Origin of the sequence: Asticcacaulis solisilvae, from assembly GCF_017875235.1 — a bacterium.
Classification (GTDB): domain Bacteria; phylum Pseudomonadota; class Alphaproteobacteria; order Caulobacterales; family Caulobacteraceae; genus Asticcacaulis; species Asticcacaulis solisilvae_A.
On sequence record NZ_JAGGMI010000018.1, the window covers coordinates 1 to 26,600 of the forward strand.

Annotated in this window: 30 protein-coding genes and 1 pseudogene; 20 read left to right on the forward strand and 11 right to left on the reverse strand. The window is 62.3% G+C overall.

Features of this window, described 5'->3' with window-relative positions; all coding sequences use genetic code 11:
• Nucleotides 1-222, forward strand: a pseudogene (locus J2X24_RS20400) (IS110 family transposase); the annotation flags it as partial.
• 58 nt (nt 223-280) lie between these two features.
• Here J2X24_RS20400 and J2X24_RS20405 read toward each other — a convergent pair.
• From J2X24_RS20405 to J2X24_RS20420, 4 genes are read right to left on the reverse strand one after another with little or no spacing between them, the layout of a single operon-like run.
• Nucleotides 281-826, reverse strand: coding sequence for an NADPH-dependent FMN reductase (locus J2X24_RS20405; protein ID WP_209725583.1), 546 nt, complete (start codon nt 824-826; stop codon nt 281-283).
• On the reverse strand, nt 823-1,371 hold the full coding sequence (locus tag J2X24_RS20410) for a glutathione peroxidase (protein ID WP_209725585.1): 549 nt from the start codon (nt 1,369-1,371) through the stop codon (nt 823-825). Before J2X24_RS20410 ends, J2X24_RS20405 begins: the two co-directional genes overlap by 4 nt.
• A gap of 48 nt (nt 1,372-1,419) precedes the next feature.
• Nucleotides 1,420-1,950: a DUF1697 domain-containing protein gene (locus tag J2X24_RS20415; RefSeq protein ID WP_209725587.1), complete on the reverse strand. Its 531-nt coding sequence runs from the start codon at nt 1,948-1,950 to the stop codon at nt 1,420-1,422.
• Nucleotides 1,947-3,338 carry an anti-phage deoxyguanosine triphosphatase gene (locus J2X24_RS20420; protein ID WP_209725589.1) on the reverse strand — a complete coding sequence of 464 codons (1,392 nt, stop codon included), beginning with the start codon at nt 3,336-3,338 and terminating at the stop codon, nt 1,947-1,949. The genes J2X24_RS20415 and J2X24_RS20420 overlap by 4 nt, the downstream gene beginning before the upstream one ends.
• Before the next feature lie 107 nt (nt 3,339-3,445).
• On the opposite strand from J2X24_RS20420, the gene J2X24_RS20425 reads away from it, so the two are divergent.
• Entirely contained in the window at nt 3,446-4,105 is a 660-nt protein-coding gene (locus tag J2X24_RS20425) for an alpha-ketoglutarate-dependent dioxygenase AlkB (RefSeq protein ID WP_245344994.1), read from the forward strand.
• 170 nt (nt 4,106-4,275) lie between these two features.
• Complete coding sequence (locus J2X24_RS20430) at nt 4,276-5,046, forward strand: ferritin-like domain-containing protein (protein WP_209725591.1); 771 nt, start codon at nt 4,276-4,278, stop codon at nt 5,044-5,046.
• A gap of 39 nt (nt 5,047-5,085) precedes the next feature.
• Here J2X24_RS20430 and J2X24_RS20435 read toward each other — a convergent pair whose 3' ends face one another.
• The gene (locus J2X24_RS20435) at nt 5,086-5,871 is read right to left on the reverse strand and encodes a pseudouridine synthase (protein ID WP_209725593.1); all 786 of its coding nucleotides are present in this window, start codon (nt 5,869-5,871) and stop codon (nt 5,086-5,088) included.
• A 63-nt stretch (nt 5,872-5,934) separates the two neighbouring features.
• Between J2X24_RS20435 and J2X24_RS20440 the strand changes: the two genes are divergently transcribed.
• Nucleotides 5,935-6,567, forward strand: a complete 633-nt coding sequence (locus tag J2X24_RS20440) for a peptidoglycan DD-metalloendopeptidase family protein (RefSeq protein ID WP_209725595.1) — start codon at nt 5,935-5,937, stop codon at nt 6,565-6,567.
• Nucleotides 6,567-6,947: a c-type cytochrome gene (locus J2X24_RS20445; protein ID WP_209725597.1), complete on the forward strand. Its 381-nt coding sequence runs from the start codon at nt 6,567-6,569 to the stop codon at nt 6,945-6,947. The genes J2X24_RS20440 and J2X24_RS20445 overlap by 1 nt, the downstream gene beginning before the upstream one ends.
• 5 nt (nt 6,948-6,952) lie before the next feature.
• Here the strand turns inward: J2X24_RS20445 and J2X24_RS20450 are convergent, their stop codons facing one another.
• The 3 genes from J2X24_RS20450 to J2X24_RS20460 all read right to left on the reverse strand — a co-directional run bounded on the left by J2X24_RS20450 (nt 6,953) and on the right by J2X24_RS20460 (nt 9,553).
• Nucleotides 6,953-7,354 (reverse strand): cupin domain-containing protein, encoded by a 402-nt coding sequence (locus J2X24_RS20450; RefSeq protein WP_209725598.1) that lies wholly within the window; start codon nt 7,352-7,354, stop codon nt 6,953-6,955.
• Nucleotides 7,355-7,359: 5 nt separating this feature from the next.
• Complete coding sequence (locus tag J2X24_RS20455) at nt 7,360-7,719, reverse strand: VOC family protein (protein WP_209725600.1); 360 nt, start codon at nt 7,717-7,719, stop codon at nt 7,360-7,362.
• A gap of 175 nt (nt 7,720-7,894) precedes the next feature.
• Nucleotides 7,895-9,553, reverse strand: a complete 1,659-nt coding sequence (locus J2X24_RS20460; protein ID WP_209725602.1) for an OprO/OprP family phosphate-selective porin — start codon at nt 9,551-9,553, stop codon at nt 7,895-7,897.
• A gap of 215 nt (nt 9,554-9,768) precedes the next feature.
• On the opposite strand from J2X24_RS20460, the gene J2X24_RS20465 reads away from it, so the two are divergent.
• Together J2X24_RS20465 and J2X24_RS20470 are read left to right on the forward strand one after the other, a co-directional pair.
• On the forward strand, nt 9,769-10,002 hold the full coding sequence (locus tag J2X24_RS20465; protein ID WP_209725604.1) for a BolA/IbaG family iron-sulfur metabolism protein: 234 nt from the start codon (nt 9,769-9,771) through the stop codon (nt 10,000-10,002).
• A complete protein-coding gene (locus J2X24_RS20470) occupies nt 10,002-10,445 on the forward strand; it encodes an AAC(3)-I family aminoglycoside N-acetyltransferase (protein ID WP_209725606.1) in 444 nt (147 codons plus the stop codon). The genes J2X24_RS20465 and J2X24_RS20470 overlap by 1 nt, the downstream gene beginning before the upstream one ends.
• 187 nt (nt 10,446-10,632) lie before the next feature.
• On the opposite strand, the gene J2X24_RS20475 is transcribed toward J2X24_RS20470, so the two are convergent.
• A complete protein-coding gene (locus J2X24_RS20475; protein ID WP_209725607.1) occupies nt 10,633-11,112 on the reverse strand; it encodes an Lrp/AsnC family transcriptional regulator in 480 nt (159 codons plus the stop codon).
• Between the two features lie 158 nt (nt 11,113-11,270).
• On the opposite strand from J2X24_RS20475, the gene J2X24_RS20480 reads away from it, so the two are divergent.
• The 7 genes from J2X24_RS20480 to J2X24_RS20510 all read left to right on the forward strand — a co-directional run bounded on the left by J2X24_RS20480 (nt 11,271) and on the right by J2X24_RS20510 (nt 21,043).
• Complete coding sequence (locus tag J2X24_RS20480; RefSeq protein ID WP_209725609.1) at nt 11,271-14,750, forward strand: indolepyruvate ferredoxin oxidoreductase family protein; 3,480 nt, start codon at nt 11,271-11,273, stop codon at nt 14,748-14,750.
• Nucleotides 14,743-15,816, forward strand: coding sequence for a Glu/Leu/Phe/Val family dehydrogenase (locus J2X24_RS20485; RefSeq protein ID WP_209725611.1), 1,074 nt, complete (start codon nt 14,743-14,745; stop codon nt 15,814-15,816). The genes J2X24_RS20480 and J2X24_RS20485 overlap by 8 nt, the downstream gene beginning before the upstream one ends.
• Before the next feature lie 17 nt (nt 15,817-15,833).
• Nucleotides 15,834-17,330 (forward strand): CoA-acylating methylmalonate-semialdehyde dehydrogenase, encoded by a 1,497-nt coding sequence (locus J2X24_RS20490; protein WP_209725613.1) that lies wholly within the window; start codon nt 15,834-15,836, stop codon nt 17,328-17,330.
• 118 nt (nt 17,331-17,448) lie between these two features.
• Nucleotides 17,449-18,582: an isobutyryl-CoA dehydrogenase gene (locus J2X24_RS20495; protein ID WP_209725615.1), complete on the forward strand. Its 1,134-nt coding sequence runs from the start codon at nt 17,449-17,451 to the stop codon at nt 18,580-18,582.
• Entirely contained in the window at nt 18,579-19,607 is a 1,029-nt protein-coding gene (locus J2X24_RS20500; protein WP_209725617.1) for an enoyl-CoA hydratase/isomerase family protein, read from the forward strand. The genes J2X24_RS20495 and J2X24_RS20500 overlap by 4 nt, the downstream gene beginning before the upstream one ends.
• Nucleotides 19,608-19,619: 12 nt before the next feature.
• The gene (gene mmsB, locus J2X24_RS20505; protein ID WP_209725619.1) at nt 19,620-20,495 is read left to right on the forward strand and encodes a 3-hydroxyisobutyrate dehydrogenase; all 876 of its coding nucleotides are present in this window, start codon (nt 19,620-19,622) and stop codon (nt 20,493-20,495) included.
• 59 nt (nt 20,496-20,554) lie between these two features.
• On the forward strand, nt 20,555-21,043 hold the full coding sequence (locus J2X24_RS20510; RefSeq protein ID WP_209725622.1) for a CAP domain-containing protein: 489 nt from the start codon (nt 20,555-20,557) through the stop codon (nt 21,041-21,043).
• On the opposite strand, the gene J2X24_RS20515 is transcribed toward J2X24_RS20510, so the two are convergent.
• Nucleotides 21,040-21,798, reverse strand: coding sequence for a DUF899 domain-containing protein (locus J2X24_RS20515; protein ID WP_209725624.1), 759 nt, complete (start codon nt 21,796-21,798; stop codon nt 21,040-21,042). The genes J2X24_RS20510 and J2X24_RS20515 overlap by 4 nt on opposite strands.
• Nucleotides 21,799-21,813: 15 nt before the next feature.
• Complete coding sequence (locus tag J2X24_RS20520; protein ID WP_245344995.1) at nt 21,814-22,416, reverse strand: TetR/AcrR family transcriptional regulator; 603 nt, start codon at nt 22,414-22,416, stop codon at nt 21,814-21,816.
• Nucleotides 22,417-22,589: 173 nt separating this feature from the next.
• Here J2X24_RS20520 and J2X24_RS20525 point away from each other — a divergent pair, with 173 nt between their 5' ends.
• The 6 genes from J2X24_RS20525 (at nt 22,590) to J2X24_RS20550 (ending at nt 26,600) form a co-directional block, all read left to right on the forward strand.
• Nucleotides 22,590-23,291 carry a helix-turn-helix transcriptional regulator gene (locus J2X24_RS20525; protein WP_209725627.1) on the forward strand — a complete coding sequence of 234 codons (702 nt, stop codon included), beginning with the start codon at nt 22,590-22,592 and terminating at the stop codon, nt 23,289-23,291.
• Between the two features lie 102 nt (nt 23,292-23,393).
• Nucleotides 23,394-23,900, forward strand: coding sequence for a DUF3617 domain-containing protein (locus J2X24_RS20530; RefSeq protein ID WP_209725629.1), 507 nt, complete (start codon nt 23,394-23,396; stop codon nt 23,898-23,900).
• Nucleotides 23,901-23,965: 65 nt separating this feature from the next.
• Nucleotides 23,966-24,694 carry a uracil-DNA glycosylase gene (gene ung, locus J2X24_RS20535; RefSeq protein ID WP_209725631.1) on the forward strand — a complete coding sequence of 243 codons (729 nt, stop codon included), beginning with the start codon at nt 23,966-23,968 and terminating at the stop codon, nt 24,692-24,694.
• Between the two features lie 61 nt (nt 24,695-24,755).
• Complete coding sequence (locus tag J2X24_RS20540) at nt 24,756-24,968, forward strand: hypothetical protein (protein ID WP_209725633.1); 213 nt, start codon at nt 24,756-24,758, stop codon at nt 24,966-24,968.
• Between the two features lie 25 nt (nt 24,969-24,993).
• Complete coding sequence (locus J2X24_RS20545) at nt 24,994-25,593, forward strand: DUF3617 domain-containing protein (protein ID WP_209725635.1); 600 nt, start codon at nt 24,994-24,996, stop codon at nt 25,591-25,593.
• A gap of 101 nt (nt 25,594-25,694) precedes the next feature.
• Entirely contained in the window at nt 25,695-26,600 is a 906-nt protein-coding gene (locus J2X24_RS20550; protein ID WP_209725637.1) for a 3-keto-disaccharide hydrolase, read from the forward strand.

A 26,600-nucleotide genomic window follows, 5' to 3' on the forward strand; every position in this document is an offset into this window, starting at 1 on the left:
AAACGCGCCATACGTGGCGGAAGGGCAAGCATCCGCACCGTCCTGTTTATCATCGCCGGGCACCTCGCCAAATACGAACCCGACTTCAAAGCCTTCCACGACAGGCTAGCCCTAAAGGGAAAAGCCAAGATGCAGATCCGCATCGCACTCGCCCATAAACTCATCGTCAGGCTCAATGCTAAAGCTCGCGATATACGCGAAACGCTCCAAACTACAGCTTGACACCTCAGATAGTCGCTCCCCATGCCTTCGGCACAGGGAGGAGAGTTAGCGTAACTGTTTAGCTGCCGTACCTACCCACCCAATCGGCCAATTTTTCGATAAAGCCGGTCAGGAACTGCGCCGTCTTGTCGTTCAGCACATTGCCGTCGTCGTCGATCAGGTCGGGCTTGAAGGTGAAATAGACTTCCGGTCCGCCCATGACATGGGTTTCCAGGATAACCAGGCTGCTGCGCAGTTGCGATTGCGCCACCGCCGTGCCGATCGACCCCGGCGAGGCGCCGGTAATCCCGACGGCCTTGCCGGCCCAAGCGCTCTGGCCGAAGGGGCGCGAACCCCAGTCGACGGCGTTCTTGGTAACGGCTGGCAGCGAGCGGTTATATTCCGGCGTGACGAACAATATGCCGTCGGCCGCCTTGATCTGGTCCTTCAGCGTCACGACCTTTGCCGGTGGCGATGACCACAGGTCGTCATTGTAAAGCGGCAGGTCGAGATCGGCATAGGTGAAGGCGAGTTTGCCTGCGGCCAGCTTTTCCAGCGCGTGCGCATAGGTGCGATTGATCGACTTGGCGCGCAGGCTGCCGACAAATACCAGAATGTTCTTCATGACTTAGCCAGTTCGCGCTGGATCGAGGCCTGGAGGCGCGGATCGCCGGCTTCGACATCGGGGGCAAAGCGCTCGACAACTTCGCCCGAACGGCCAACCAGGAACTTTTCGAAGTTCCACAGCACTTCGCCTTCCGGGCTCACCGGGATGCCGAACTTGACCAGACGTTCGCGCATCGGACCGGCGCTGACCGCTTCGGGCTGGGCCTTGGTCAGGATGTCATAGAGCGGGTGCTTGACGGCGCCGACGACGCTGATCTTGGCGAAGAGCGGGAAGGTGACGTCGTACTGCGTCTGGCAGAAGGTGGCGATGTCGGCCTCGGTGCCGGGTTCCTGCTCCAGGAAGTTGTTGGCCGGGAAGCCGAGAATCTCCAGCCCGTCGCCGTGCTTTTCGCGGTAGAGGGCCTCGAGGCCTTCGTACTGCGGGGTCAGGCCGCATTTGGAAGCGACATTGACGATAAGCAGGACCTTGCCCTTGTAGGGCGCGAGCGTCGTGTGGCTGCCGTCGATGCGGCGCAGCGGGATGTCGAAAAGCGTATCGGCCATGGAATCCTCTGGAATGGTCGTACGGTTGTAGACCGAAATGCCAAACGGTCAAACCGCTTCGAGCATCTTGCCGAGGCCGATGACGGTGCTGAGGGCCCGCGTCGTGCCGATGCCTAAACGTTTCTTGGTCAGGGCCCCGGTGACTTTCGAAGCGCTGACGTTGCCTGCAAAGCGCATCCACAGGTCGCCATCAATGATGCGCAGGTCTTCGCCGTGCGTGGCGAAACGGTTGAGATCGTCGAGGATCGCCCTGTCCAACGGATCGCGCTGCACACGCATGGCGACCGACTTGGGATCGTCTGTGCCGAACGGATTGGCTTTCACGGTCTTTTGCCAGTCGGCGGCAGTGCGCACGATGATGTCAATCTGCTTGCCGACGCGTTTTTCGAGCGCGTCTTCCAACTGTGTTTCCAGCTTGGCGACCGTCGTTTTCTGCGCCGTGAAGACCAGATTGCCCGTCGCCACGAGGGTGCGCGGATCGCCGAGGCCAAGTTCCGTCGCCATGGCCTTCAGGTCGCTCATGACCAGCCGGCCCTTGGGCAGGATGATCGAATAGAGCAGAGCGACGTACGTCGTCATAGCTTGTCGAAGATCGAACCCATGCGCGGGCTGAACAGGCGCTCATAGGTTTTCATCAGGTGCGCGTCGGTCATGCCGGCGATGTGGTCGCAGATGATGCGCATGTCCTTGCCCGCCGCGACGTACCGGGCATAGGCGTCCGACGGCAGATAGGCGCGCGGATCGGTGGCGACGGCTTCGAAAACCGATACGACCAGGCTCTGGCCCTTGAACTCCATCTGCTGGACCTGGGCGCAGCAGATGACCTTGTCCATGACCAGATCCTTCAGCGCGTCCAGAAATACCGCCGGGCCGGCAGCCATGGTGGCGCGATAACGCAGCAAAGGTTCTTCAAAATCGGAATTGTCTTCCAGGCCGATGGCGCCGATCAGGTGGCCGACAATGATGTTGATGATCATCTTGCGCTGCTGGCCTGAGCCGAACAGATTGTCGACCAGGTCGCCGTAAGCATTGTTGCCGACCTTGTCGCCATACTTGCTCTGGCGGTATTCCAGGAAGGAGGCGCAGGCCTGCGGCGTGACCATGTCGCGGAAGTCGGTCTTGCGCACCAGCCCCAGCGACAGCGCGTCTTCGAGATCGTGGACGCCATAGGCGATGTCGTCGGCGATATCCATCAGGCTGCAATCGAGCGACTTGTGCCTTGATTTGGCGTGCTTGTCCGGGCGGGCATCGACAGCGGTAAAGCGCGTGCGATCGGCTGCCGATAGTGGCGCCAGCACCCAGTCGACGACATCCTGTTCGCTGTCGAGATAGCATTTCGGCGGCTTGGATGCAGCGCGATCGATGACGCTTAGCAGGGTAGGCCGGGGATCGAGGCGTGGCGCGCACTCCGGGTTAACGACAGCACTGAACGCTACAGGATATTTCAGGATACCCAGAAGTGTCCGTCGTGTCAGGTTGGCGCCGTGGTCCTGGGAGTGGTTCTCCAGCCGGCTGAGCAGGCGCAGGGTCTGGCCGTTGCCTTCGAAACCGCCGTAATCGCGCATGCAGTAGTTAAGCGCGACTTCGCCGCCATGACCGAAGGGCGGATGGCCGAGATCATGCGCGAAACCCAGCGTCTGGACCAGCGGCACGGTCGGCAGGTGCGGCGTCGCCGGATGGTCAGCTAAGTATTTCTGCAGGTGCTTGACCAGCCCGCCGGCGATCTGCGCCACCTCCAGCGAATGGGTAAGCCGTGTGCGGTAAAAGTCGCTGTCGCCGATATTCAGGATCTGCGTCTTGCCCTGCAGCCGCCGGAACGAGCCCGAATGGATGATGCGTGCATAGTCGGTGTCGAACGCATCGCGGGCATCATCGACTATGCGCGCGCGGCTGCTTTCGCGGCGGCGCTCGGTCCAGATGGCGGTCAGCTGGGTTTGCGACTCAAGAGGTATGGTGGTGTGCGGCATGATTAAGGGGATAAATCGCTGCCGGGGCTTGTCAAATCGGAATCAATATGTTCACTATTTGTTCCGGTGTGGGTCGGATCAATTCTTTGGCAGAAAGCGTAAAAGCCATGCTCCGCCTGTCCGCGAAAGCGCGGCTGCCGGTGATCGACAGCGGATCGCTGTTCGACACGGGCCCTGTTCCCGGCCTGACCTATCGGCCGGATTATATCTCAAAGACCGAGGAAGCGGCGCTTATCAACGCCATCGACCAACAGCCGTGGTCGATGGAGCTGTTGCGCCGCCGGCAGTGGTATGGCTGGGCCTATGACGACTCGCCGCTGGGGCTCGACGGCGAATACCGGTCTTCGCCCATGCCGGACTGGCTGAAGCCGTTCGCCGAGCGGCTGGCGTCAGAAGGGTGCCTGGATGGTGTGGCCGACCGGGCCCTGATCAACGAATATTATCCAGGGCAGGGGATCGGCGCGCACAAGGACCGTGATATTGAACATATCAAGGCCGTGGCGATCATTAGCCTGGGCTCGGGGATCACGATGGAGTTTACGCGGATGGGCCACGCCACGCGGTGTGAATATCTTCAGCCGCGCAGCCTGGTGATTATGCGCGGCGAGGTGCGCGAAAAGTGGTTGCACGGCATTGTCGGCCGCAAGAGTGACCGTGTCGGCGGGCTGATCATTCCGCGCGAACGGCGGATGTCGCTGACCTTTCGGTATGTGGCCTCTTCCCTTCTCCCTGCTTGCGGGGAGAAGGTGGTCCGCAGGACCGGATGAGGGGCAGAAACTCTGTCCGCACGCGCGTTTCTGTCCAGTTGCCCCTCACCCTAACCCTCTCCCCGCAAGCGGGGAGAGGAGATTTCAGCAAACCCTCAGACCCTGCTCATGCCGCTCATAAGCCCTCGGCATAGTGATGAACTGTCATCACAGACCCGAGGGATCCCAAAATGCAAACAAGCGAATGGCTGGCTTATTTTGAACACAACGCCGGGCGCGCATCGCCGCAGACACCGGCCAGGCTCGCCCCCTTGCCCGCTAAATTGCAAGAACCCCTGGTCCACGCCCTGCAGTGCTTTCAACTGGGCGAAGCCGGGGAGGGACGGATCGCCCAACAGGCGCGCCAATCGACTGATCCAGCGCTCGACGACAATCTGAAAGAGTCGATCGCCTTTTATGTCCGTGAAGAGGGCCGTCACGCCACCGAACTGGCGCGGTTGATCAGGGCCATGGGGGAGGCGACGATTACCAAGCACATGTCCGAGCAGTTGTTCGAGCGCTCGCGCCGGCTGATGGGTTTGCGCGCCAAGATGGCGGTCATGGCCGTGGCCGAGGTGGTGGGGGCGGCCTTCTACATGACATTGGCGGAGCGGGTACCGTGTCCGCATATCGCCGACGTCATGCGTGTGATTTCGGCCGACGAAGACCGTCATCTCGAATTCCAGCGCGGCTTTTTCAAAAGGGTGCTGGCGACGACGCCGGTTCTGCTCCGGCCGATTGTGGCGCTTGGGCTGTGGTTCTGGTTTCTGAATGTGCTCGCCGCCGGGATTGCCGCGGTCGCCTTTGGGCACAGCCGGCTGTTCAAGGCGTTGGGGATCGGGCCGTGGCGGTTTTCGTGGTACTGCGCCCGGCGGTTCTACAGGCTGGCGCATGTTCCGACAGAGGTTGAAGTATCTGAACAGGTCGATCTTCCCTCCGATCTCGTGGGAGGGACCTATTGAGGCCGTAGAGTGAGCGGCGACCTTCCGCGGCCCCTCACCCTAATCCTCTCCCCGTAAGCGGGGAGAGGGGACTAGCAGCGCCGCGCGTTCTTCCGGGGTAATCAACCGCCACTGGCCCTCTGGCAGGTCGCCGATGCGGATTGGCCCGATCCGGTCGCGATAAAGATCGACCACGCGCAGTTCACACATGTCGCACATCCGGCGGATCTGGCGGTTGCGGCCTTCGGTCAGAACGAAGGTCAGCGACTGCGGGCCGGTCTGTGTCACCTTGGCGGGCCTGAGCTTCCTGCCATCCAGCTCCAGCCCGTGGCGCAGCCATTTCAGCTTTTCCTCGAACACAGGCCCGCGCACCTCGACGTGATATTCTTTTTCAAGTTCGCTATCGGGGCCGATGATCGCCTTGGCGATGACGCCGTCCTCCGACAGGATCAGCAGGCCGTGCGAATCCTTGTCGAGGCGGCCGATTGGGGCCAGTTTCGAGTTGTTGTCGGGATAGACGTCGGCCGGCCCATAGACATTGGCGCGGCGGATCATGCGGACGGCCGGGGTCTCGCCCGGCTCGGGCTGACCTGACACGATGCCGACCGGCTTGTTGTAGAGAATGGTCATCTTCGCATCGAGATCGGCCACCCCGCCCTGATCCAGCGTCAGGGTCTGGCCGGGCAAGATCTTGCGGCCGGCGTCGGTGAAGCGCTCGCCATCGATGCGCACCAAACCCTGTTCGATCAGCGCATCGGCTTCGCGGCGCGAACAGACGCCCGACTGCGCCAGCCACTTGTTGACGCGCACGGCTTCCGCGCCATCGTAGATTTTGTTCAAAGCCAAAACGCTCTCCAATTTTACGGCTCCCCAATAGCCAAAAATGTACTGGCACGCTACACCGGCAGCATGGATAACTACGATCGCTTCGAAGCCTGGCTCGACCGCCGCGCCGAACAGCCGGCCGAGGTCATTGCCGGATTGCATGCCGGGTTTGTGCCGGTGACAATGGACAATGGCGGCATGGACGCCGTGCCGCTCGATCGGCTGGCCGCCGGGGGCTATGACGAAGACCGCGCCATCTACGGCAACGCAGCCTTTGGCGCGGGGATCGAGGGCGTTGAGCCACGCACCGTCCACCTCGGCATCGATATCTTTGCACCGGCGGGGACGCCGGTCTACGCGCCATGGCCCGGGACCTTCCACAGCTTCCAGGACAATGCCGCGGCATTAGACTATGGCCCGACCATCATCCTGGAACACACGCTGGAACCGGACCTGATGGTTTTCAGCCTGTTCGGGCACTTAAGCCGCGAAAGCCTGCAGGGGCTCAACGATGGTGACTCCGTCGCGAAAGGGCAGCAGATCGCCACCTTGGGCGACCGCGACGTCAATGGCGGCTGGTTACCGCACCTGCATTTCCAGCTGATCCTGGATATCGCCGGCAAGAGGGGCGACTTCCCGGGTGTCTTTAAACGCAGCGAGCGCGAACTTTGGAAGCGCATCTGCCCCAATCCGGCGCAATGGCTGGGCCTGGCCTGATGCGCGTGACGATACTGCTCATGGGCCTGCTCCTGCCGCTGCCGGCCGCCGCCGGAACACCGGATGTCGAGCAGGGAAGGGGGCTCTATGCCCAAACCTGCGTCAAATGCCACGATGACACGGAAACGAAAGAACGCCTCCAAGGCCCGCCTCTGTTCGGTGTCGTCGGCCGCAAGGTCGGATCGGTCAAGGGCTTCGGCTATTCTGATGCCTTGAGAAAGGCTAATGGCGCAGGCCGGACCTGGACGGAGGCGGAACTCGACGCCTATCTGGCGGATCCCGATGCGGCCATGCCCGGCGGCTTCATGCCCCTGGCCGTACCGGAAAAGGCCGATCGACTGAACCTGGTCGCCTATCTTAAAACGCTCGTTGCCAAATAAGCCCATCAGCCTTTCTGTGAAGCGAACCAGGCGACGATGGCGGGCATATCCTGTTCAAAGCCGCCCGGAATATAGATGTTGAGCAGGCCCGCGCGGGCATCTGAATCGTTCCGGAAGTCGTGTTTCACGCCCGCCGGGACGCGCAGGAATGCGCCGCGCGTTGCCTCGATCGTATCGTCGCCGGCGACAAAGGTCATGGTGCCTTCCAGCACGTAAAAGATGTCGTCATTGGCGTCGTGGCTGTGGATGCCCGGGCCAGGTGTGCCAGGCTCCAGCCACCATTCCGAGATCGAGTAGGTGTCGGCGGTCTCGGCGCCGTCCGAGAGAAAGGTGCTTTGCATGGCGCCCATATCGTAGACGCGGCCATAGCCCGCGGGCACGTAAAGAATGCTCTTGCGCGGTTCCATGGAGCTTATTCTGGCGTGTGGCAAACGGCTTCGATATTGTGGCCGTCCGGATCACGCACGAAGGCGCCATAATAGTTGGGGTGATAGTGAGCGCGGATGCCGGGTGCGCCGTTGTCGGTGCCGCCCGCCGCCATTGCCGCCTGATAGAAGGCGTCGACCGCCGCGCGGTCTTTTGCTTTCAACGCAACGTGGATGCGGTCGCTAGGCTTGCCGTCTTCGAGCCACAGATCGGGCTTGCCGGCGCCATAGCCCGTGCCCCACTGGCCGTCCATGACGACGGTGTAGCCGAGCGGCGCCAGGGCCGGCGTGTAGAAGGCCTTGCTGCGTTCGCGGTCCGAGACCTTGAGACCCATGTGATCGATCATGTGAAAACTCCGTTATCTCGCCCATTTACCGGATAACGGAGTTCCACACGTTGATTCAAGTCAAAGTTAAATGACTTAGATCGGTATGATTTTAAGTGGAAACATCATGCGATCTAAGTTTTTGTTTTGTCGCGATATTTAAGGCGAGAACCGCTTACACTTTCGCCATATCGCTCTAGAAGCCGAACTGGCTGCGCACGGCGAAGGTGCTGTAATCCTGATCGAGCAGGCCGCCTGAGGCATTCATGCGCACGACCTTGACCTGCTGGCCCTGAAAGACAAAACGCACCGACGGATTCAGCGTCCAGCCGAGGCCCAGCGTGGAGATGTCCTGCTGGCCGCCGCGCACACGGTCGCCGACGACCGCGCTGCCGATATTGTAGTCGAGGTCGAGATTGGCGTAGCGCGCCACTAGTTCGAAAGCGCCCCAATGGCCGGCTTTCGGGTCGAAATTGTTTTTCGGGACTATGCCGTCGAAAGCGCCCGTGGTCGCGTTGTAACGGCGCGCTTCACCGGTCAGTGTCCAGCCGCCTTCGATATACCACCCGGCGAAGCTTGGGTCGGTGACGCCAGCCGCCGGGTTCTTGCGCGTGATGTCGAAGTTGAAGGCTTCCGCCTGCACGAAGCCTGCGCCCTTCTGGACGGCCAGTTCGATGCCGGTGGCCGTCAGGTTTTCAGCGTTAATGGCGCCGGTATCGACCAGGCGCGTGCCGTCTACGCGCAGTTCGGGGCGCTCACGCAGCTGGACGGCGAAAGGTGTCGCCGAGGCCGCGCCGGCATCGTTCGGATTGATGATGGACGAATAGTTCACACCCGCATGAACTAGCCAGTCCTTGCCTTTGAGAGGCGTGCCGGCGAAGCGGGCAACGACGCCCAGTTGCTCGTCGAAGCTGGCGGGCACGAAGCTTGATGCCTGGGTGTTGAGGGTGGACAGCGTATTGCCGGTGATGGCCAGCGACCACAGGTAGCGATCCGAAGAATTGAAGGCGGCGACGCCCATACGCGTATCACCGGCCGCGATGCCGCGCGCCATTTCGGCGACGGCGGCGCGCTCCAGGAACGGCGTGTTGCCGGCGCCGGTCGCGTCGGCCATGCCGGCGCTGGGGCCAAATTCGCCGATGCGCAGCTTGGCGTGCTTCCAGCCATTGTACTGGAGCCAGGCTTCGTGGAAGCGACCGACGTCCTCGCCGCCCGTGCCGCCGAAGTCCATCCATATGGCGTATTCGAAATCCTTGTAGGCTTTGCCGACCATACCAATGCGGGCGCGGCGGAAATTGGTGCCGGAGTTCAGGTCGCGCGCCGTCACCGATGCCGGCAACCCGTCATCCTGCATGTAGGAAGCGGCGTCCATCTGGAACAGGCTGCGGAAGGTCAGGGTGAAATCCCCTCCGGCGGAGGATAGGCTGGGCGTGGCGTTCTTGAAATTGGTCGCGCCGGTGGGCGCGACTGTGGCGGCCAACTGCTTCGGCGTGGGGGCGGGCGCAGGGGCGGCCGCGGCGACAACAACGGGGGCGGCCTCAGACTTGTCCTGCAGCGCCTTGACCTGGGCGGCCAGGTTCTTCACCTCGGCCATCAGGGCGTCGATCTGCGCCTGCTTGGCGGCGGAATCGTCGTCGTAGCGCTGCTTTTGCAGTTCGATCAGGCGCTCGGCTTCGGCTGCGATCTGTTGCTTCAACGCGGTCTGCGACTGGGCGGCAGGGCGTTTGCGCTTTGCGGGCGTGTCGTCGCCGCCGGCAAAGGCGGGCGCCGCGGCGCCGAGCGCCAGGGTAACGGCCAGAAGACTGACGCCAGCCTTTACAAAGGCGGGCAGGGCGCGGTTAGAAGCGATCGACATTCTGTAATCCTTGATACTGGCTCCGCATACTGCGGTGGCTGGCCGGATAGTGAACGAGATTGCTTAATAAGTGCCTTAAGGCACATCCTACCGTTGAGTTTTGATGGAATCTTATTGAAAACACACAACAAGTTTTATGACATCTTTATGAATGTCGCCGCTCTGGTCAGGCGCGCAAAAAGGGGCTAGGGAAGGCAAAAGTTTGGAGACTGACGATGGCCATTGCGCAAAGCGAACTTCAGGCGCGGATCGAATCCGCCTTTCCCGGCGCGCAGGTTGTGATCGAGGATCTGGCCGGTGATGGTGACCATTATCGCGCCCGCATCGTCGCCGAAGAGTTCCGTGGGCTGCCGCGTGTGCGACAGCATCAGTTGGTCAACAAGGCGCTGGCCGACTTGCTGAGTGGGCCGCTCCATGCTCTGGCGCTGGAAACCCGCGCACCGGAATAATGTTGGTCGTCACCCTCACAGCCGACGATATCGCGCTGTTTCGCAGCGCCATGGCGCTGTTTGGCCGCGCCTTTGACGATGCCGACAGCTATCAGGACGCGCTGCCGCCGGACGACTATGTGCATGGCTGGCTCGGCAATCCGGGCAATATCCTGCTGGTCGCGACCGAAGGCGAGGCGGTGGTGGGCGCCTTGGCGGGCTATGTGCTGCAAAAGTTCGAGCAGGCGCGCAGCGAGATCTATATCTACGATCTGGCCGTCGATGAGATGCATCGCCGCAAGGGCATTGCGACAGCGCTGATCGAGGAATTGAAAGCTGTGGCGCGCGAATGTGGCGCCTATGTGATTTACGTTCAGGCCGACTACGGCGACGACCCGGCGATCAATCTTTACGGCAAGCTTGGTAGCCGCGAAGACGTGATGCATTTCGATATCGAGCCATAGGGCTGAGAGCGGCAAGCCCCGCCCACCGCCTGAAGGCGGTCCCCCCTCCCCATAAATGGGGAGGGCGAAGAATGCACGAGACACATTTTTCAATTTATTCAAAGCTATGATCGACCCACGCCCTCCCCATTTATGGGGAGGGGGAACCATCTGCGGAGCAGATGGTGGGCGGGGCTTATCGTAGGCGTCACACGCTCGGCGATGGATCGCGTTTTAAACGCCGCAGGCAAAAGGTCGATTTGGCGTGGCGGATGCCGGGGAACTTCAACAGCCGTTTGCGCAGGAACTGCTCATAGTCCTCGGTGTCCTCGACCGCGGCCATAATGACATAGTCGTACTCTCCGGTGGTGAGATAGGCGTCGGTCACCTCCGGTAGCTGTGCCAGGTGGCGTGAGAAATTCTCGATCTTCTCATCGTCGTGCATGTCGAGATTGATCTCAATGATCACAGACATCGGCTTGCCGATCCGTTCCGGATTGAGCAGGGCGACGTAGCCAGCGATCACTCCCTGGTCCTCCAGCCGCTTGATCCGCGACCAGCAAGGCGTCTGCGACAGGCCCACCTTGTCGGCGATTTCCTGCGTCGTCAGGTGCGCATCTTCGCGCAAAAGCCTGAGAATCTTGCGGTCGATATCGTCGATCTCATAGGCCGATTTAGAACGTGCCATCGGGTTTTGTGCTCCGCAGCAAATAATATATCTTCTGATTTCGATTTTCTCAGAAAATTATTCCGCTGACAAGGCTGTCGCGCGCGCACTTCGGAAGGACATTCCTGACAGGAGGTATAGTCTCATATGAAATTATAAAAACAGGTTGGAAGGTTCGTATGCGCGCCAATGTCACCCTTGCTGACAAGTACCAGCTGGAGAGCGGCCGGGCCTTTATGACCGGGGTGCAGGCCCTGGTCCGGCTGCCGGTCATGATCCGCCAGGCTGATATCAGGCGCGGGCTGAACACGGCGGGTTTCATTTCCGGCTACCGCGGCTCTCCGCTCGGTACCTACGACATGCAGCTGGCGCAGGCGAAATCGTGGCTGGATGCCCACGACATCGTCGTCCAGCGCGGCATCAACGAAGACCTGGGCGCCACAGCCGTATGGGGGACGCAGCATGTGCCGCTGTTCAATGGCTACCGCAAGGACGGCGTCTTTGGCCTGTGGTACGGCAAGGGACCGGGTGTCGACCGCACCGGCGACGTCTTCAAACATGCCAATTTCGCAGGCACCTCGCCTTTGGGCGGTGTCTTGGCCCTGGCCGGCGATGACCATTCCTGCAAGTCCTCGACCCTGGCCAACCAGTCGGAATTTGCCTTTGCCGACGCCGAAATGCCGGTCCTGGTGCCGTCGACCATCGACGAGGTGCTGGAATTCGGCATGAAGGGCATCGAGATGTCGCGCTACGCCGGCTGCTGGGTCGGCATCAAGACGATCGCCGACCTGATGGACGCCTCGACCTCGGCCCATATCGATCCCGATCGCTATGCCGCGCTGGCGCCTGACTTCGACCTGCCCGAAGGCGGCCTGGGCATCCGCCTGGGCGATACGCCCGAGGCCAAGGAAATCCGTCACCGCCATTTCCGTCTGCCGGCGGCGCAGGCCTTTGCCCGCGCCAATGGCCTCGATCCGATCGTGCGCGACACCAATACCCCGCGCTTTGGCATCGCCGCCAGCGGCAAGGGCTATCTGCACGTGCTCGACGCCCTGCGCCTGCTCGAAATCTCGGATGCCGAAGCCGCTAGCCTGGGCTTGCGCATCTGGAAGGTCGGCATGGCGTGGCCGCTTGACGCCGTCATGGCCCGTACCTTTGCGCGCGATCTCGAAACTGTTCTGGTCGTTGAAGAACGTCGTGCCCTGGTCGAGCCGCAACTGCGTGACGCGCTTTATAATCTGCCCCTCCGCCCGCAGGTCCTCGGCAAGACCGGCCGCGACGGCCGTCCGCTGGTGCGTGATGTCATGGACCTCGACACTGCTCATGTCGCCAGCGCTTTGTTCGATGTGCTGCCGGAAGCATTGCGGACTCCCGCGCGCCAGACCATCGTCGAACGCCTCCATACCCGCGTCGACAGCCGCGATAATGTCGTCCAGTTGCATACGCGCAAGCCGTTTTACTGCGCCGGCTGCCCGCACAATACGTCTACGACCGTGCCGGACGGCAGCCGCGCCACCGCCGGTATCGGCTGTCACTACATGGTCCAGTTCATGCCGGCGCGCCATTCCGAAGTCTGCACCCACATGGGCGGCGAGGGCGTCACGTGGGTGGGCCAGGCGCCGTTCACCGACGAGCCGCACATCTTCGCCAATCTCGGCGACGGCACCTATTTTCACTCAGGCCTGTTGGCGATCCGCCAGTCGATCGCCGCCGGCGTCAACATCACCTACAAGATCCTCTATAACGACGCCGTTGCCATGACCGGCGGCCAGCACGTCGATGGCCAACTGCATCCGGTGACGGTAGCCCAACAGGTCGCGGCCGAAGGCATCCAGCACATCGTCATGGTCTCGGACGATCCCGATCGCTGGCGCGGTCACCCCAACATGCCGCCGCGCGTCAGCTTCTATCATCGCGACGACATCGAAACCGCCGAGGCCGAACTGAAGGTAATCCCCGGCACGACCGTGCTCATCTACGACCAGATGTGCGCCACCGAACTGCGCCGCCGCCGCAAGCGCGGGCTGGAACCGAAGGCGAAGGAACGCATCTTCATCAACAGCGCCGTCTGCGAAGGCTGCGGGGATTGTTCGGTCAAGTCGAACTGTATCGCCGTCGGTCCCAAAGAGACCGAGCTTGGCCGCAAGCGCGAGATCGACCAATCGGCGTGCAATGTCGATACATCCTGCGTCAAAGGCTTTTGTCCCAGCTTCGTCTCGCTGGAAGGCGCAAAGTTGAAAAAAGCCGCGCCCGACGCCGTCGATCATCTCATCGCGGACCTGCCCGAGGTCATGCCGCCGACGCTGACCGCGGAACCGTTCAACGTCTTGCTGACCGGGATCGGCGGTCTGGGCGTCACGAGCTTAAGCGCCATGTTCGGCATGGCCGCCCATCTCGATGAGGCCGAGGTGCTGTGCGTCGACCAGATCGGCCTGGCGCAACGCGGGGGCGCCGTCGATGCGCATGTCCGCCTGGCCAAGGCTGGCACGACGCTGCCCGGCGGCCGTATCCCGCTGGGGGAAGCCGATCTTTTGATCGCCGCCGACATGGTCACGGCGCACGGCAGGTCGAGCCTGCCGCTCCTGTCAGCCGACCGGACGCGGGGCTTGCTCGACAACCGTCTGACGCCGACCGCCGAGTTCACCCAGGACACCGAAACCGTCTTCGATACGCTGAGCATGACGCGGAAGGTCAAAGCGGCAGTCAAATCGCTCGATGCTTTCGACGCGGCAGGGCTGGCGCGCAAATATCTCGGGGACGCCGTTTATGCCCTGATGATCATGTGGGGCGCGGCCTGGCAGTCCGGCCTGCTGCCGCTGTCGCGCCAGGCGATTGAGGCCGCCATCACACTCAACGGGGCCGAAGTCGTCGCCAATCAGCGCGCCTTCGCCATCGGCCGCGCCTATGCCGCCGGCCGTCTCGGCAAGGCGGAAGCGCCAGCACCGGTCTTTGACCTGGATGCCTTTGTTGCGTCACGTGTCGCCGATCTGACAGCCTATCAGGATGGTGCTTACGCCGCCCGTTATCTGCATCTGGTCGAGACCGTCCGGGTGGCCGAAGGACAGTATGGCTCCTTACGCCTGACAGAAGCCGTGGCGCGCGGCGCCTACAAGCTGATGGCCTATAAGGACGAGTACGAGGTTGCGCGGCTCTACAGCGATCCGGCCTTCAAGGCGGCGTTGGCCGAGCAGTTCGAGGACACCAAGGCGATCCGCGTCTTCCTGGCGCCGCCGCTGCTGGGTGAAAAGGATGCGCACGGCCATGCGAAGAAGCGCAAGTTCGGCCCGTGGGTGTTCCAGTTGTTTGGCGTACTGAAATCATTCAAAGGTCTGCGCGGTACCGCCTTTGACATATTCGGCTACACGCACGAACGCCGCGGCGAGCGCCGTCTGGTCGAAGACTATTTCACCTTGATCGGCCGCGTCGCGCGTGAACTGACGCCAGGCAATCTTGACCTGGCCGTGACACTTGCCGGCCTGCCCCAGGACATCCGCGGCTTCGGCCACATCAAGGCCGCCAATATGGAGAAGGTCGCGCTTCGCCAGGCCGACCTGCTGGCGCGCTTTGAAGCGCCGGCCAAATCCGAACCCGTTACCGCCGTACCTCCCAAGGGCCGCGCCATCATCTTCGACAGAACCAAGGACCACGTACATGTTTGATCATCCCGACTTCGACGGCCACGAAAAGGTAATGATGGTGGAGGACGAAGCCTCGGGGTTGCGCGCCATTATCGCCGTCCATTCGACGGCGCTTGGGGCGGCTGCGGGTGGTTGCCGCCTGTGGGGCTATGACAGCAGCGCGGCTGCCCTGTCGGACGCGCTTCGCCTGTCGCGCGGCATGTCGTTTAAGAATGCGATGGCGAACCTGCCCATGGGCGGCGGCAAGGCGGTGATTCTTGGCCCAGTGGCGGCCGACAACCGCGTCGCCGTCATGCAGGCCTTTGGCCGAGCGGTGAACAGCCTGAACGGCCAATACATTACCGCCGAGGACGTCGGCGTCGGCGTCGCCGACATGGAGATCGTCGCCACCCAGACAAAATTCGTCAGCGGGCTTTCGGCTGCGGCCGGCAAGTCGGGCGGCGATCCGTCGCCCTACACGGCGCGTGGCGTCCGCGTCGGCATCGAAGCCGCCGTGCGCGCCAAACTCAATCGCCCGGAAGTGGCCGGCCTCAAGGTCGCCGTCCAGGGACTGGGCCACGTCGGCATGTATCTGTGCGAGGAGCTGTATAACCTTGGCGCCAATCTGGTCGTGGCCGATATCAATCCCGCGCGCGTCGGCGAAGCGCAGGCGCGATTCGGAGCTTCGGCCGTGAGCGTCGATGATATCCTGACCCAGGACGTCGATGTCGTGGCGCCATGCGCGTTGGGCGGCACGATCAGCGAATATGCCGCGCGCTATATCCGTGCCGGTATTGTCGCGGGTGCGGCAAATAACCAACTGGCGACGCCCGAAGCCGGGCGCCTGCTGGACGAGCGCGGTATCCTTTACGCGCCGGACTACGTCATCAATGCCGGCGGCATCATCATGGTCAATGGCGAGATCTCCGGCAATAACGACAAGGCGGTGGTGACCGCGGCGGTCGATGCCATCGGTCCGCGCCTCGACGAAATCTTCGCCCGCGCGAAAAGCGAAAATGTGATCACAAATGAGGTTGCCGACGCCATGGCGAAGGCTAAACTCCGCGCCGCAAAAGAGAACAAGGCACGCGTGACCGTCGCTGCCTGACACCAAGGGGCCGAGCGATGCGCGATATCCACCACTTCCTGAACGGCAAGTCTGTGCCGGGGACCTCTGGCCGGTTCGGTGATGTCTACGATCCGAACACCGGCAAGGTGCAGGCGCGCGTTGCCCTCGCGTCAGCCGCTGAGGTTGATGATGCCGTGCAGCAGGCGGCAAGGGCGCAGGTGGGCTGGGCGCAGATGAACCCGCAGCGCCGGGCGCGCGTCATGTTCGCCTTCAAGGGGCTGATCGAAGCCCATATGGATGAGCTGGCGCACCTCTTGTCGTCCGAACACGGCAAGGTCATCGCCGACTCGAAAGGCGATATCCAGCGCGGACTTGAGGTCGTAGAATTTGCCTGCGGCATCCCGCATCTGCTGAAGGGCGATATGACCTCCGGCGCCGGCCCCGGCATCGATGTCTATTCGATGCGTCAGCCCCTGGGCGTCGTCGCCGGCATCACGCCGTTTAACTTTCCGGCCATGATCCCGCTGTGGATGGCGGCGGTGGCCCTGGCGTGTGGCAATGCCTTTGTGCTCAAGCCGTCGGAAAAGGACCCGTCGGTGCCGGTGCGCCTGGGCCAACTGCTGATCGAAGCCGGCCTGCCTGAAGGCGTCTTCCAGGTTGTCCACGGCGACAAGGAAGCCGTTGACGCCCTGATTACGCACGATCTGATCAAGGCCGTGTCGTTTGTCGGTTCCTCGGACATCGCGCAGTACATCTACACCACAGGCGCGGCGCACGGCAAAAGAGTCCAGGCCATGGGCGGCGCCAAGAACCACGGCATCATCATGCCCGACGCCGATCTCGACCAGGTCGTCAGGGACATTGTCGGCGCCGCCTATGGCTCGGCAGGCGAACGCTGCATGGCCCTGCCGGTGGCGGTGCCTGTCGGCGCCAAAACCGCCGATGCCTTTGTCGAGCGCATGATCGATGCGGCGCGGAGCCTGAAGGTCGGCGTCTCGACCGATGCCGATGCGCACTACGGGCCGGTCATTTCGGCGGCGCATAAGGCCAGGGTCGAATCCTATATCCAGATGGGCGTCGACGAAGGCGCCGAGTTGCTGCTTGATGGGCGCGGTCTGACGCTGCAAGGTCACGACGAGGGCTATTTCATCGGCCCGACCCTGTTCGATCGCGTTACGCCGGGGATGAAGAGCTACCAGGACGAAATCTTCGGGCCGGTGCTTCAGGTCGTGCGCGCTGAGACGCTTGAAGAGGCGGCAAGCCTGCCGTCGAACCACGCCTATGGCAATGGCGTGGCCATCTTCACACGCAATGGGCTGGCGGCGCGTGAATTCGCCGCCAAGGTCAATGTTGGCATGGTCGGCATCAATGTGCCGATTCCTGTGCCGGTCGCCTATCATAGCTTCGGCGGCTGGAAGCGCTCGGCCTTTGGCGACATGAACCAGTATGGCGAAGACGGCGTGCGCTTCTACACCAAGGTCAAGACGGTCACCCAGCGCTGGCCCGACGGCGACCTCGGCGACCAGGCCTTTGTTATTCCGACGATGCGGTAAGCTTTCCTTCTCCCTGCTTGCGGGGTATAGCGCCAGCGAAAGTATAGCTTTCGCCAGCGTTGGGTGGTCCAAAGGACCGGATGAGGGGCTCTTTCAGCAGGCAACAATAAGAAAAACCATGATCCTCAACGAAGACCAGTTGCTCATCCAGGAGACCGCCAAACGCTTTGCCTATGACCGCTTGCGGCCTAACGCCGGCGATTGGGACGAACGCAAACACTTCCCCGTCGATGTCATGCGCGAAGCGGCAGGCTTAGGCTTCGCCTCGATCTACACCCGCGAAGACCACGGCGGTTCCGGCTTGACGCGCCTCGACGCCGTGCTGATCTTTGAACAGTTGTCGCGCGGCTGCATCGCCACGGCGGCCTTCCTGTCGATCCACAATATGTGCACCTGGATGATCGACAGCTTCGGCTCCGAAGACCAGCGCGCGCACTGGCTGCCGCAGCTGGTCGGTATGGACGCTATCGCCAGCTATTGCCTGACCGAGCCTGGCAGCGGATCGGATGCCGCAGCCTTAGCTACTCGCGCGGTTCGCGATGGCGACGGCTACGTGCTCAATGGTAGCAAGCAGTTCATTTCCGGCGCTGGCGTGTCGGACGTCTATATCGTCATGGCGCGAACGGGCGAAGACGGTCCCAAAGGCATCTCAGCCTTCATTATCCCGAAGGACAGCCAGGGCCTGAGCTTCGGCGCCAATGAAAAGAAGATGGGCTGGAATGCCCAGCCGACGCGCCAGGTCCTGTTCGACAATGTCCGCATCCCGGCCGAAAGCCGGCTGGGTGAGGAAGGGCAGGGCTTTACCTTCGCCATGAAGGGGCTCGACGGCGGGCGACTGAACATCGCGGCTTGCAGCCTGGGCGGGGCTCAGGACGCACTCGATCGCGCCCGCGACTATGCCGGACAACGCAAGCAGTTCGGCAAGACGCTCGATGCCTTCCAGGCGACGCAGTTCAAGCTGGCCGATATGGAAACCGAGCTTCAGGCCGCGCGTTCGCTGCTTTACGACGCGGCGCAAAAGCTGGACGCGAAAGCGCCCGACGCCACCAAATGGTGCGCCATGGCCAAGCGCTTCGTCACCGATACGGGCTCTAAGGTCGCCAATGAGGCCCTGCAGATTCATGGCGGCTACGGCTACCTGCACGACTATGGCGTCGAGCGCATTGTCCGCGATCTGCGCGTGCATCAGATACTCGAAGGCACCAATGAAATCATGCGCGTCATCATCGCCCGGCATATGGAGACGGCATGAGTGAAATCATCACCCGCGTAGACAACGGCATCGGCCGCATCACGCTCAATCGGCCAAAAGCGCTACATGCCCTGACGACGGAGATGTGCTCAGGCATGGCCGATGCGCTGACGGCGTGGGAACAAGACGAAGCTATCCGCGCGGTCCTGGTCGACCATGCCGAAGGCACACGCGGCTTCTGCGCCGGCGGCGACATCCGTAAAGTCGCCGAAAGCGGCCGCAAGGACGGCGTGGAAGCAGCCGAGTTCTTCCGCGTCGAATACACGCTGAACAACCAGATCAAGCACTATCCTAAGCCCTACATCGCCGTGATGGATGGCATAACCATGGGCGGTGGTGTCGGCATCTCGGTGCATGGTTCGCACCGGATTGTCACCGAACGCACCATCTTTGCCATGCCGGAAACAGGGATTGGCCTGTTCCCGGATGTCGGTGGCGGTTGGTTCCTGCCGCGTCTGGAAGGTGAGCTTGGCACCTGGCTGGCGCTTACGGGCGCCCAGTTGCGAGGCGGTGACGTTGTGGCGGCGGGAATCGGCACGCATTTCCTCCCATCGGACCGCGTCGAGGTGTTGAAACAGGCTTTGGCGTCTGGGCAAACCATCGATGCAGCCCTGTCAGGCCTTGCGGAAGCCGTGTCGCACCCGTCTTACGCACCGCATATGGCCACCATCAATCGCTGCTTCGCGCACGATACAATGGCACAGATTTCCATCGCTCTGAATGCTGAGGGCAGCGAATGGGCGCTGAAACAGGCCGAAATCCTGACCAAACGCTCGCCGCAGTCCCTCGCCGTCGCGCTCAAACAGCTGCGAGAAGGCCGCGGGATGACGTCGTTTGAAGAGGTCATGAAGATGGAGTACCGCCTGGCCTGCCGGATTACCCGCACGCGTGACTTCTCTGAAGGCGTCAGGGCGGTTATCGAGGACAAGGACAATGCCCCCGCTTGGCTAGCGTCAGTGGACCTTAGTCCAGTGATCGAACATATGTTCGACTCCTTGGGGAATATGGATTTGCAGCTGCCGTAGAACGAGGCGCCTATGGAAATTGCATTCATCGGCCTGGGCAATATGGGCTCGGGCATGGCCGCTAATCTGGTAAAGAGTGGGCATGGCATACGGGCGTTTGACTTGAGCCACGAGGCCGTGGCGCACGCTGTCGCTGCGGGTGCTGTGGCAGCTTCAAACACCTCTGACGCATGCCGAAACGCTGATGCGGTGGTGACGATGCTGCCGGCCGCCGCGCATGTCCTGTCGGTCCATGACGAGGTCCGGAAGGTCGCCACGTCTTCGGCCCTGTTGATCGACTGTTCGACCATAGATGTCGCCAGCGCCCGCATCGCTCACGAACAGGCGCGGGCCGCAGGCTTCGACATGGTCGATGCGCCGGTCTCGGGTGGTGTCGCCGCCGCCAGTGCCGGCACGCTGACCTTCATGGTCGGCGGGGAGACGGCTGTGTTCGAACGCGCCCAGCCGATCCTTAGCGCCATGGGCAAGGCCGTCATCCACGCAGGCGCAGCGGGTGCCGGACAGGCCGCCAAGATCTGCAACAACATGCTGCTGGCCATCACCATGATCGGCACGTGTGAAGCCTTCGCCCTGGCCGAAAAGCTCGGTTTGGACGACCAGGTCTTCTTCGACATCGCCTCGAAGGCGTCGGGCCAGAACTGGTCGCTGACCAGCTATTGCCCCGTGCCCGGTCCTGTACCCAATTCGCCTGCCAATAACGGTTACAAACCCGGCTTCGTGGCAGGGCTGATGCTGAAAGACCTGACCCTGGCCATGCAGGCCGCGCAAATGGCATCCGCCGATACGCCTTTAGGAGCCCACGCCCACGCGCTTTACGAAGCTTTGTGCGCCGACGGTCATGCCCAGGAGGACTTCTCGGTTATGATGGAACGTATTCGCGGCGGGTGACCACTCGCCAGATGGGTGTGGCACTGTTAGGATAAGCTCAGGCAGCCGGGGAAATCGTCATGACAGTCACAGACCGGATCGTAAGCGTTATCTTCGCAATGATGATCGCCACGTCCGCGCACGCGATTGAGCGCGAAAACAGGCTCCGGGACGTGCCGATGGCCATCAGCGTCTTCGACAAGGTAAATCTGGAACGAGTCGAAGCCGGCTGCGGCGCGCTGAAGCTCGATGACGTGCTGACGGCCGCCGCGCGCAAGCACAGCGAGGACATGGCGCTGGCGAACTTTATCAGCCACGTGGGCAGCGATGGTTCGACCGTCGGCAGGCGCGCCACCGCCAATGGCTACTACTTCATCCTTGTCGGTGAGAATATCAGCGACGGCGAAGCGTCCGCCGAACAGATCGTCGATGCGTGGATGCACAGCATGCGTCACCGCGAAAACATCCTCAACTGCCGGTTCGAAGACACCGGCGTCTGGGTGACGCCGGGCCGTTCAGGCAAGGGGCTATACTGGGTTCAGGTCTTCGGCGTGCCGTACAAACGCTAAGACTTGGCGCAGCACAAGGCAGTGGCTTTCGCGTCCTCGTACTTGTCGTGGTGGCGGACCCAGTCGCTCAGATTGCCGTTTTCACCCGTTTCGTTGCGGCCCAGTGGCGTGAGGTCAAGCAGGCCGAGGGCGCCAGAGACCTCGGTGCCGCGCGCATAGCACGAATAGGTGTGATAGACCGCGCCGTCGGCGCCTTTCACGAAGACCGACATCCCCGGCAGTTCGTCGCAGGCGTAGTCGTCCTCGCGGAAATTGTAGGTGACGCGGCCGGCCGCCTTCTGCGCCTCCGTGAACGAGACGTGGTAATCGTAGTTGAAGTCGCTTTCGTGCGACGACACCCAGTCGAAGCCCCAGCCCATACGTGCCTTGAAGGCTTCGATCTTGCTGAGCGGTGCGCGTGCAACGACCGTGAACTTGACGTCGTGGTTTTCAAGATGAATCCAAATGCCGTGCATGTGGTCCGCACCGAACGAACAGCCGACGCAGCCTTCCTCCCATTCCGGGCCGAACATGAAATGCTGGATAATCAACTGGCTACGGCCTTCGAAGAGGTCACTGAGCGTGCGCGGACCATCCGGCGTGTCGAAGAGATAAAGCTTGTCGACCTTGACCCAGGGCAAGGTGCGCCGCTCGGCCGCCAGGGCGTCCATCTGGCGCAGCAACGCCTTTTCCTTGACCAGCAGCGCCTGACGCGCGGCAAGCCAGTCTTCACGCGATGCAATCCTGGGGGCGGCGAGTGGGGCTGTGCCATCCATGACGGTCTCCTGTTGTTACGGACGTAAACCATTCAGATAAACAACGACCTGACGGACGCCAGAACGCAGCAGGCCGGGGTCCTGGGCGGTCTTGGCCAGCGAAATGAAGCCCTCATAGGCGGCGACTATGAACATGGCGGCTTCGCGGGCGTCGATATCGCGGCGCACCTTGCCATTGGCCTGGCCCAGCCGCAGCGCATCGGCGACGCCGCCGATCCATTCGCTGAACAGCCGGTTGAGGCGCAGGCGGAACCCGTCATCGACCGGCGACATTTCCTGCGCCAGGTTGTTGAGCGGACAGCCGCCGGCGACATCTTCCTCGCTGAACGACGTGCCTTCGACAATGTCGATCAGGGCGTTGATCGGATCATCGACATCGTCGAGCGGCGCCAGCCACTTGTCGCTGGTGATCCTGGCGATGAACTGGTCGATGACGGCGTGGCCCAACGCCTCCTTGCTGCCGAAATGATGATAAAGCGCCCCTTTAGTGACTCCCGCGCGGCCAAGGATGCTGTTCAGGTCGCTGCCCTGATAGCCGGTGCTGTAGATTTCAGAAAAGGCGGCCGTCAGCAGACGGTCGCGCGTCTGGGCCGGATTCTTGCGGGGCTGATGATCCATATTCATACCAACCGGTATGTATCAATGATATGTGAAAGTCAATATGTGAACTTGGCCACTTGCCAGAGACAAAAACATACTGCCATAATTTGTCACCATGGTCCGGCATAACCCGCGCCATGAGTAAGCGTTTCAGTAAAGCGTATTCCCTCCCAGCCGCTTTTGAGACGACCATGTCCCGCGCCACCCGCCTGTTAGACCTGCTGCAACTGCTGCGCCGCCACCGCTATCCCGTGGCCGGCGCCGATCTCGCCCAAGAACTCGATATTTCGCTGCGCACCCTCTATCGCGATATTGCCGCTTTGCAGGCGCAGGGCGCGCATATCGAAGGCGAGCCCGGCGTGGGGTATGTCCTGCGTCCGGGCTACATGTTGCCGCCGCTGATGTTCAGCCAGGAAGAACTCGAAGCCCTTGTTCTGGGGACGCGCTGGGTGGTCGACCGCGCCGATACGCGTCTGGCGCAAGCCGCCCAGAACGCCCTGACCAAGATTTCCGCCGTCCTGCCCAAGGATGTCAGCGAGGGCCTCGAATCCACCGGCCTGCTGGTGGCGCCGTCGTGGCCGCCGATGGAAAAGCCGATGGTTGACCTGGGCGACATGCGTGAGGCCATCCGCCGCGAAACCTGCGTCGAGATGGCCTATCTCGATCTCAAGGGCGTGGAAACCAACCGCATTGTCTGGCCGATCGCGCTCGGCTTCTTTGATCACGTCCGGCTCCTGATCGTCTGGTGTGAACTGCGCAACAGCTTCCGGCATTTCCGCGCCGACCGCGTCCAGAGCTGGCAACCGCTCGACAGGCGATATCCCAAGCGCCGCGCGGCCCTGCTCAAGACGTGGAAGGCCGAACGCGAGGCGGAACGGGCGCATTATCAATAACGGCGCGCCTTGATGGTTTCGCAATCTCATCGGCCCCGGCACTGATTGAGCACTTACTGCGGATTTGCCTAACCTCTCCGGATGTCATTCAGGAGAGGCCTTATGCCTTCTGTCCGTTCCCATCTCCTCATCGGCGCCGGCGTCGTATGCCTGCTGGTCGCGGCGCCCGTCCTGGCGCGTCAGGACGTGACGCCCGACCCCATGGCGCCCACGCCGCCGCCCGCGGTCGATAAGCCGGTCGAGCCGATGAATACGCCGCCGGCGCCACCGGGCGTCAAGCCCGATCCGGCGCAGATGTGGCAGGTGACGTCGACCACGCGCATCGGCGACCTGCCGCCGGCCACGTCCACGGCCACTGTCTGTATCAGCGACGCCGACCTCAACCGCCCGCCGGCAGAGCTGGGTGGACTGAAGTGCACGGCGCGCGATTTCCAGATCGCCGGCAATACGTTGAGCTGGACTGGAACCTGCGGCGGCGCGGACGGCGAGGGGAAACTTGTCTTTTCCGACGACCGCAAGACCTTCACCGGCACGGTTACCGCCCGCCAGGGGCCGCTGGAAAGCGCCATGTCGATGAGCGGCCGCGCCACGGGCACCTGCGTGAAGTGATTGGTGGCTTGACGCTCTGTCGGAATAGCTCGACAAAGCCTCATGCCATTTATAGGACGCCGATGATGAGTGACGCCGCCCAGACGCTGGAGACGGAAACGCCGGGCGTAAAGCTCGAGCCTGGCTGGAAGGCCGCGCTGAACGAAGAGTTCGCCAAGCCCTACATGGCCAAGCTCAAGGCGTTTCTGCAGGACCGCCGCAGCAACGGCGCGCGTATCTTTCCAAAGGGTAGTGAATATTTCCGCGCGCTCGACCTGACGCCCCTCGACAAGGTGCGTGTCGTTGTTATCGGCCAGGACCCATACCACGGTGAGGGGCAGGCACACGGCCTGTCGTTTTCGGTCCGGCCCGGCGTGCGCATCCCGCCATCGCTCATCAATATCTACAAGGAATTGCAGGCGGATCTAGGCATTGCGCCGGCGCATCATGGTTTTCTGGAACACTGGGCCAAACAGGGCGTGCTGCTGCTCAATGCCGTGCTGACGGTCGAGATGGGGCAGGCCGCCGCGCACCAGGGCAAGGGCTGGGAACTGTTCACCGACGCCGTCATTCGCGCCGTCAACAACCAGCCGCATCCGGTGGTCTTCATCCTGTGGGGTGCCTATGCCCAGAAGAAGGCCGCCTTTGTCGATACGTCGCGGCATCTGGTCATCCGCTCGGCCCACCCGTCGCCCCTGTCGGCGCATAACGGTTTTTTCGGCAGCCGTCCGTTTTCCAAGGCCAATGCCTTCTTGGAAGCCAACGGTCGCGCGCCGATCGACTGGGAGTTACCGGCGGATCCGGCCCAATCGTGACCGCGGCATTTACACTTGCGCCTATCAACGCTATGCAGATGCACCGCTACAGGGAGTTTTCATGCGCCTAATTCTCTGCCTGGGTGTCATCGTCCTGCTTTCAGCCTGTGGGCGTCCGTCCCACGAGGACGACGCGCCGCATGCCTATCCCGGAGAAGTGCCTGCGTCGGAGATGTCCGAGGCTGAGGCGCGGTCGGCCGAGCGCGCGCTGGAAGAGTCGCTGCACATGGACGCGCCCGCGGGGCAAACCGCTGAGAGTGAAGCGGCGGAATAGATTTCGATAACACAGGAGGTCAGTGATGGGTATGCGTATGAACCTAGGTACGTCGGCCCTGCTGGCCGCATTGTCCATGACCGCCGCGGCGTGCAACAAACCGGCGCAGAAGGCCGAGGACGCAGCGTCGAAGGCCGCGCCGGCCCTGGCCGCCAAGGTCGATCCGATGCAGGCCAATCCCTTGGGCCGCAAGCCCGGCCTGTGGCAGATCACCAATACGGTCGATGGAACGGCCTCGCCCATGCCGATGACGATCTGCGTTGACGCGGCGCTTGGCGAAAAGATGAGCCAGATGGCCGGCCAGATGAGCAACGACATCCAGTGCACCCAGCGCGATATCCGTGGCACGGCGACCGGCGCGGCGATCGACCAGGTCTGCACCATGAACGGCACGACCATGACCAGCCATATCGAAATTGTCTCAGCCAGCGACGCCGCCTTCCAGCAGACGATCGACAGCACCTATAGCCCGGCCATGATGGGCCGGACGCAGTCCAAGGTCGTCATGGACGGGCAATGGCAGGGCGCCTGTCCGGCCGGTATGAAGGCCGGCGACATGCGCATGCCCAACGGCATGGTCATGAACGTCTACAAGATGATGGAAGCGGCCAAGACGCGTCAATAGGTTCGAGTCCAGCTCAGGGGAGCCACCGTTTGCCGCGACTCGGGCTTGACGGTAAGCGCTGTCATCGGTAGCCTGCCCGGTATAAAATTAAGGGAGCCCCCATGTTGAGACCTCTTCTGGCCGCTGTCATTCTCGCGGCGTGCGCCACACCCGTGCTTGCCGCCGACATGCCGGCCTTTACGCCACAGACCCTGGTGCTGACCAATATCCCCAAGGCGACAGGGCCGGCCGTCAGTCTCTTCAACGGCAAGGATCTCGACGCCTGGGACGCGTGGCTTGGCTATGCCGACCCGGCTGAAACCTACAAGCCTGATCATGGTCCGTCGCTGGGCGTGGGCGGCAAGGGCGATATCTTCGACGTGCGCGAAATCGACGGCCGGCCGGCAATCTTCATCTCGGGCAAGACCTGGGGTAGCCTGGTCCACAAGGGCGACTATTCCAACTATCACCTGCGCCTGCAGTACAAGTGGAGCGGCAAGCGCCACGCGCCGCGCCTGAACGAGCCGGAAAACAACGGACTGCTGTACCACAGCCACGGCAAGCCTGGCGCCGTCTGGGGCACCTGGAGCCGTTCGGTCGAGTTCGAGATCATGACGGGATCGGTCGGCATGGCCGTGCCGGTCGGCAACGGCGTGGTGGTCAAATCCGCGGTGGCCAAGGACGAAAGCCTGATCGCGCCCAAGCTGCGCTATATGCACGGCGCGCCGGAAGGCGCCGCGATCGGCAATACGGCCAACTGGAATATCGAAAACAATTTCAATGCCGATAAGCCGGTGGGCGAGTGGAATACGCTCGACCTCTACGTCGTCGGCGACCGCGCCATCCACGTCGTCAATGGTGTGCCGGTGGCCGAGGTCTGGGGCCTGTGCGATCCGGAGCCGACCGGCACCTGCGCACCGCTGACCCACGGCAGCATCCAGTTGCAATCGGAAGGGGCGGAGACCTGGTTCCGGGACATCACCCTGGAACCGATCTCCCACCTGCCGAAGATTGAAGTGAAGAAATAA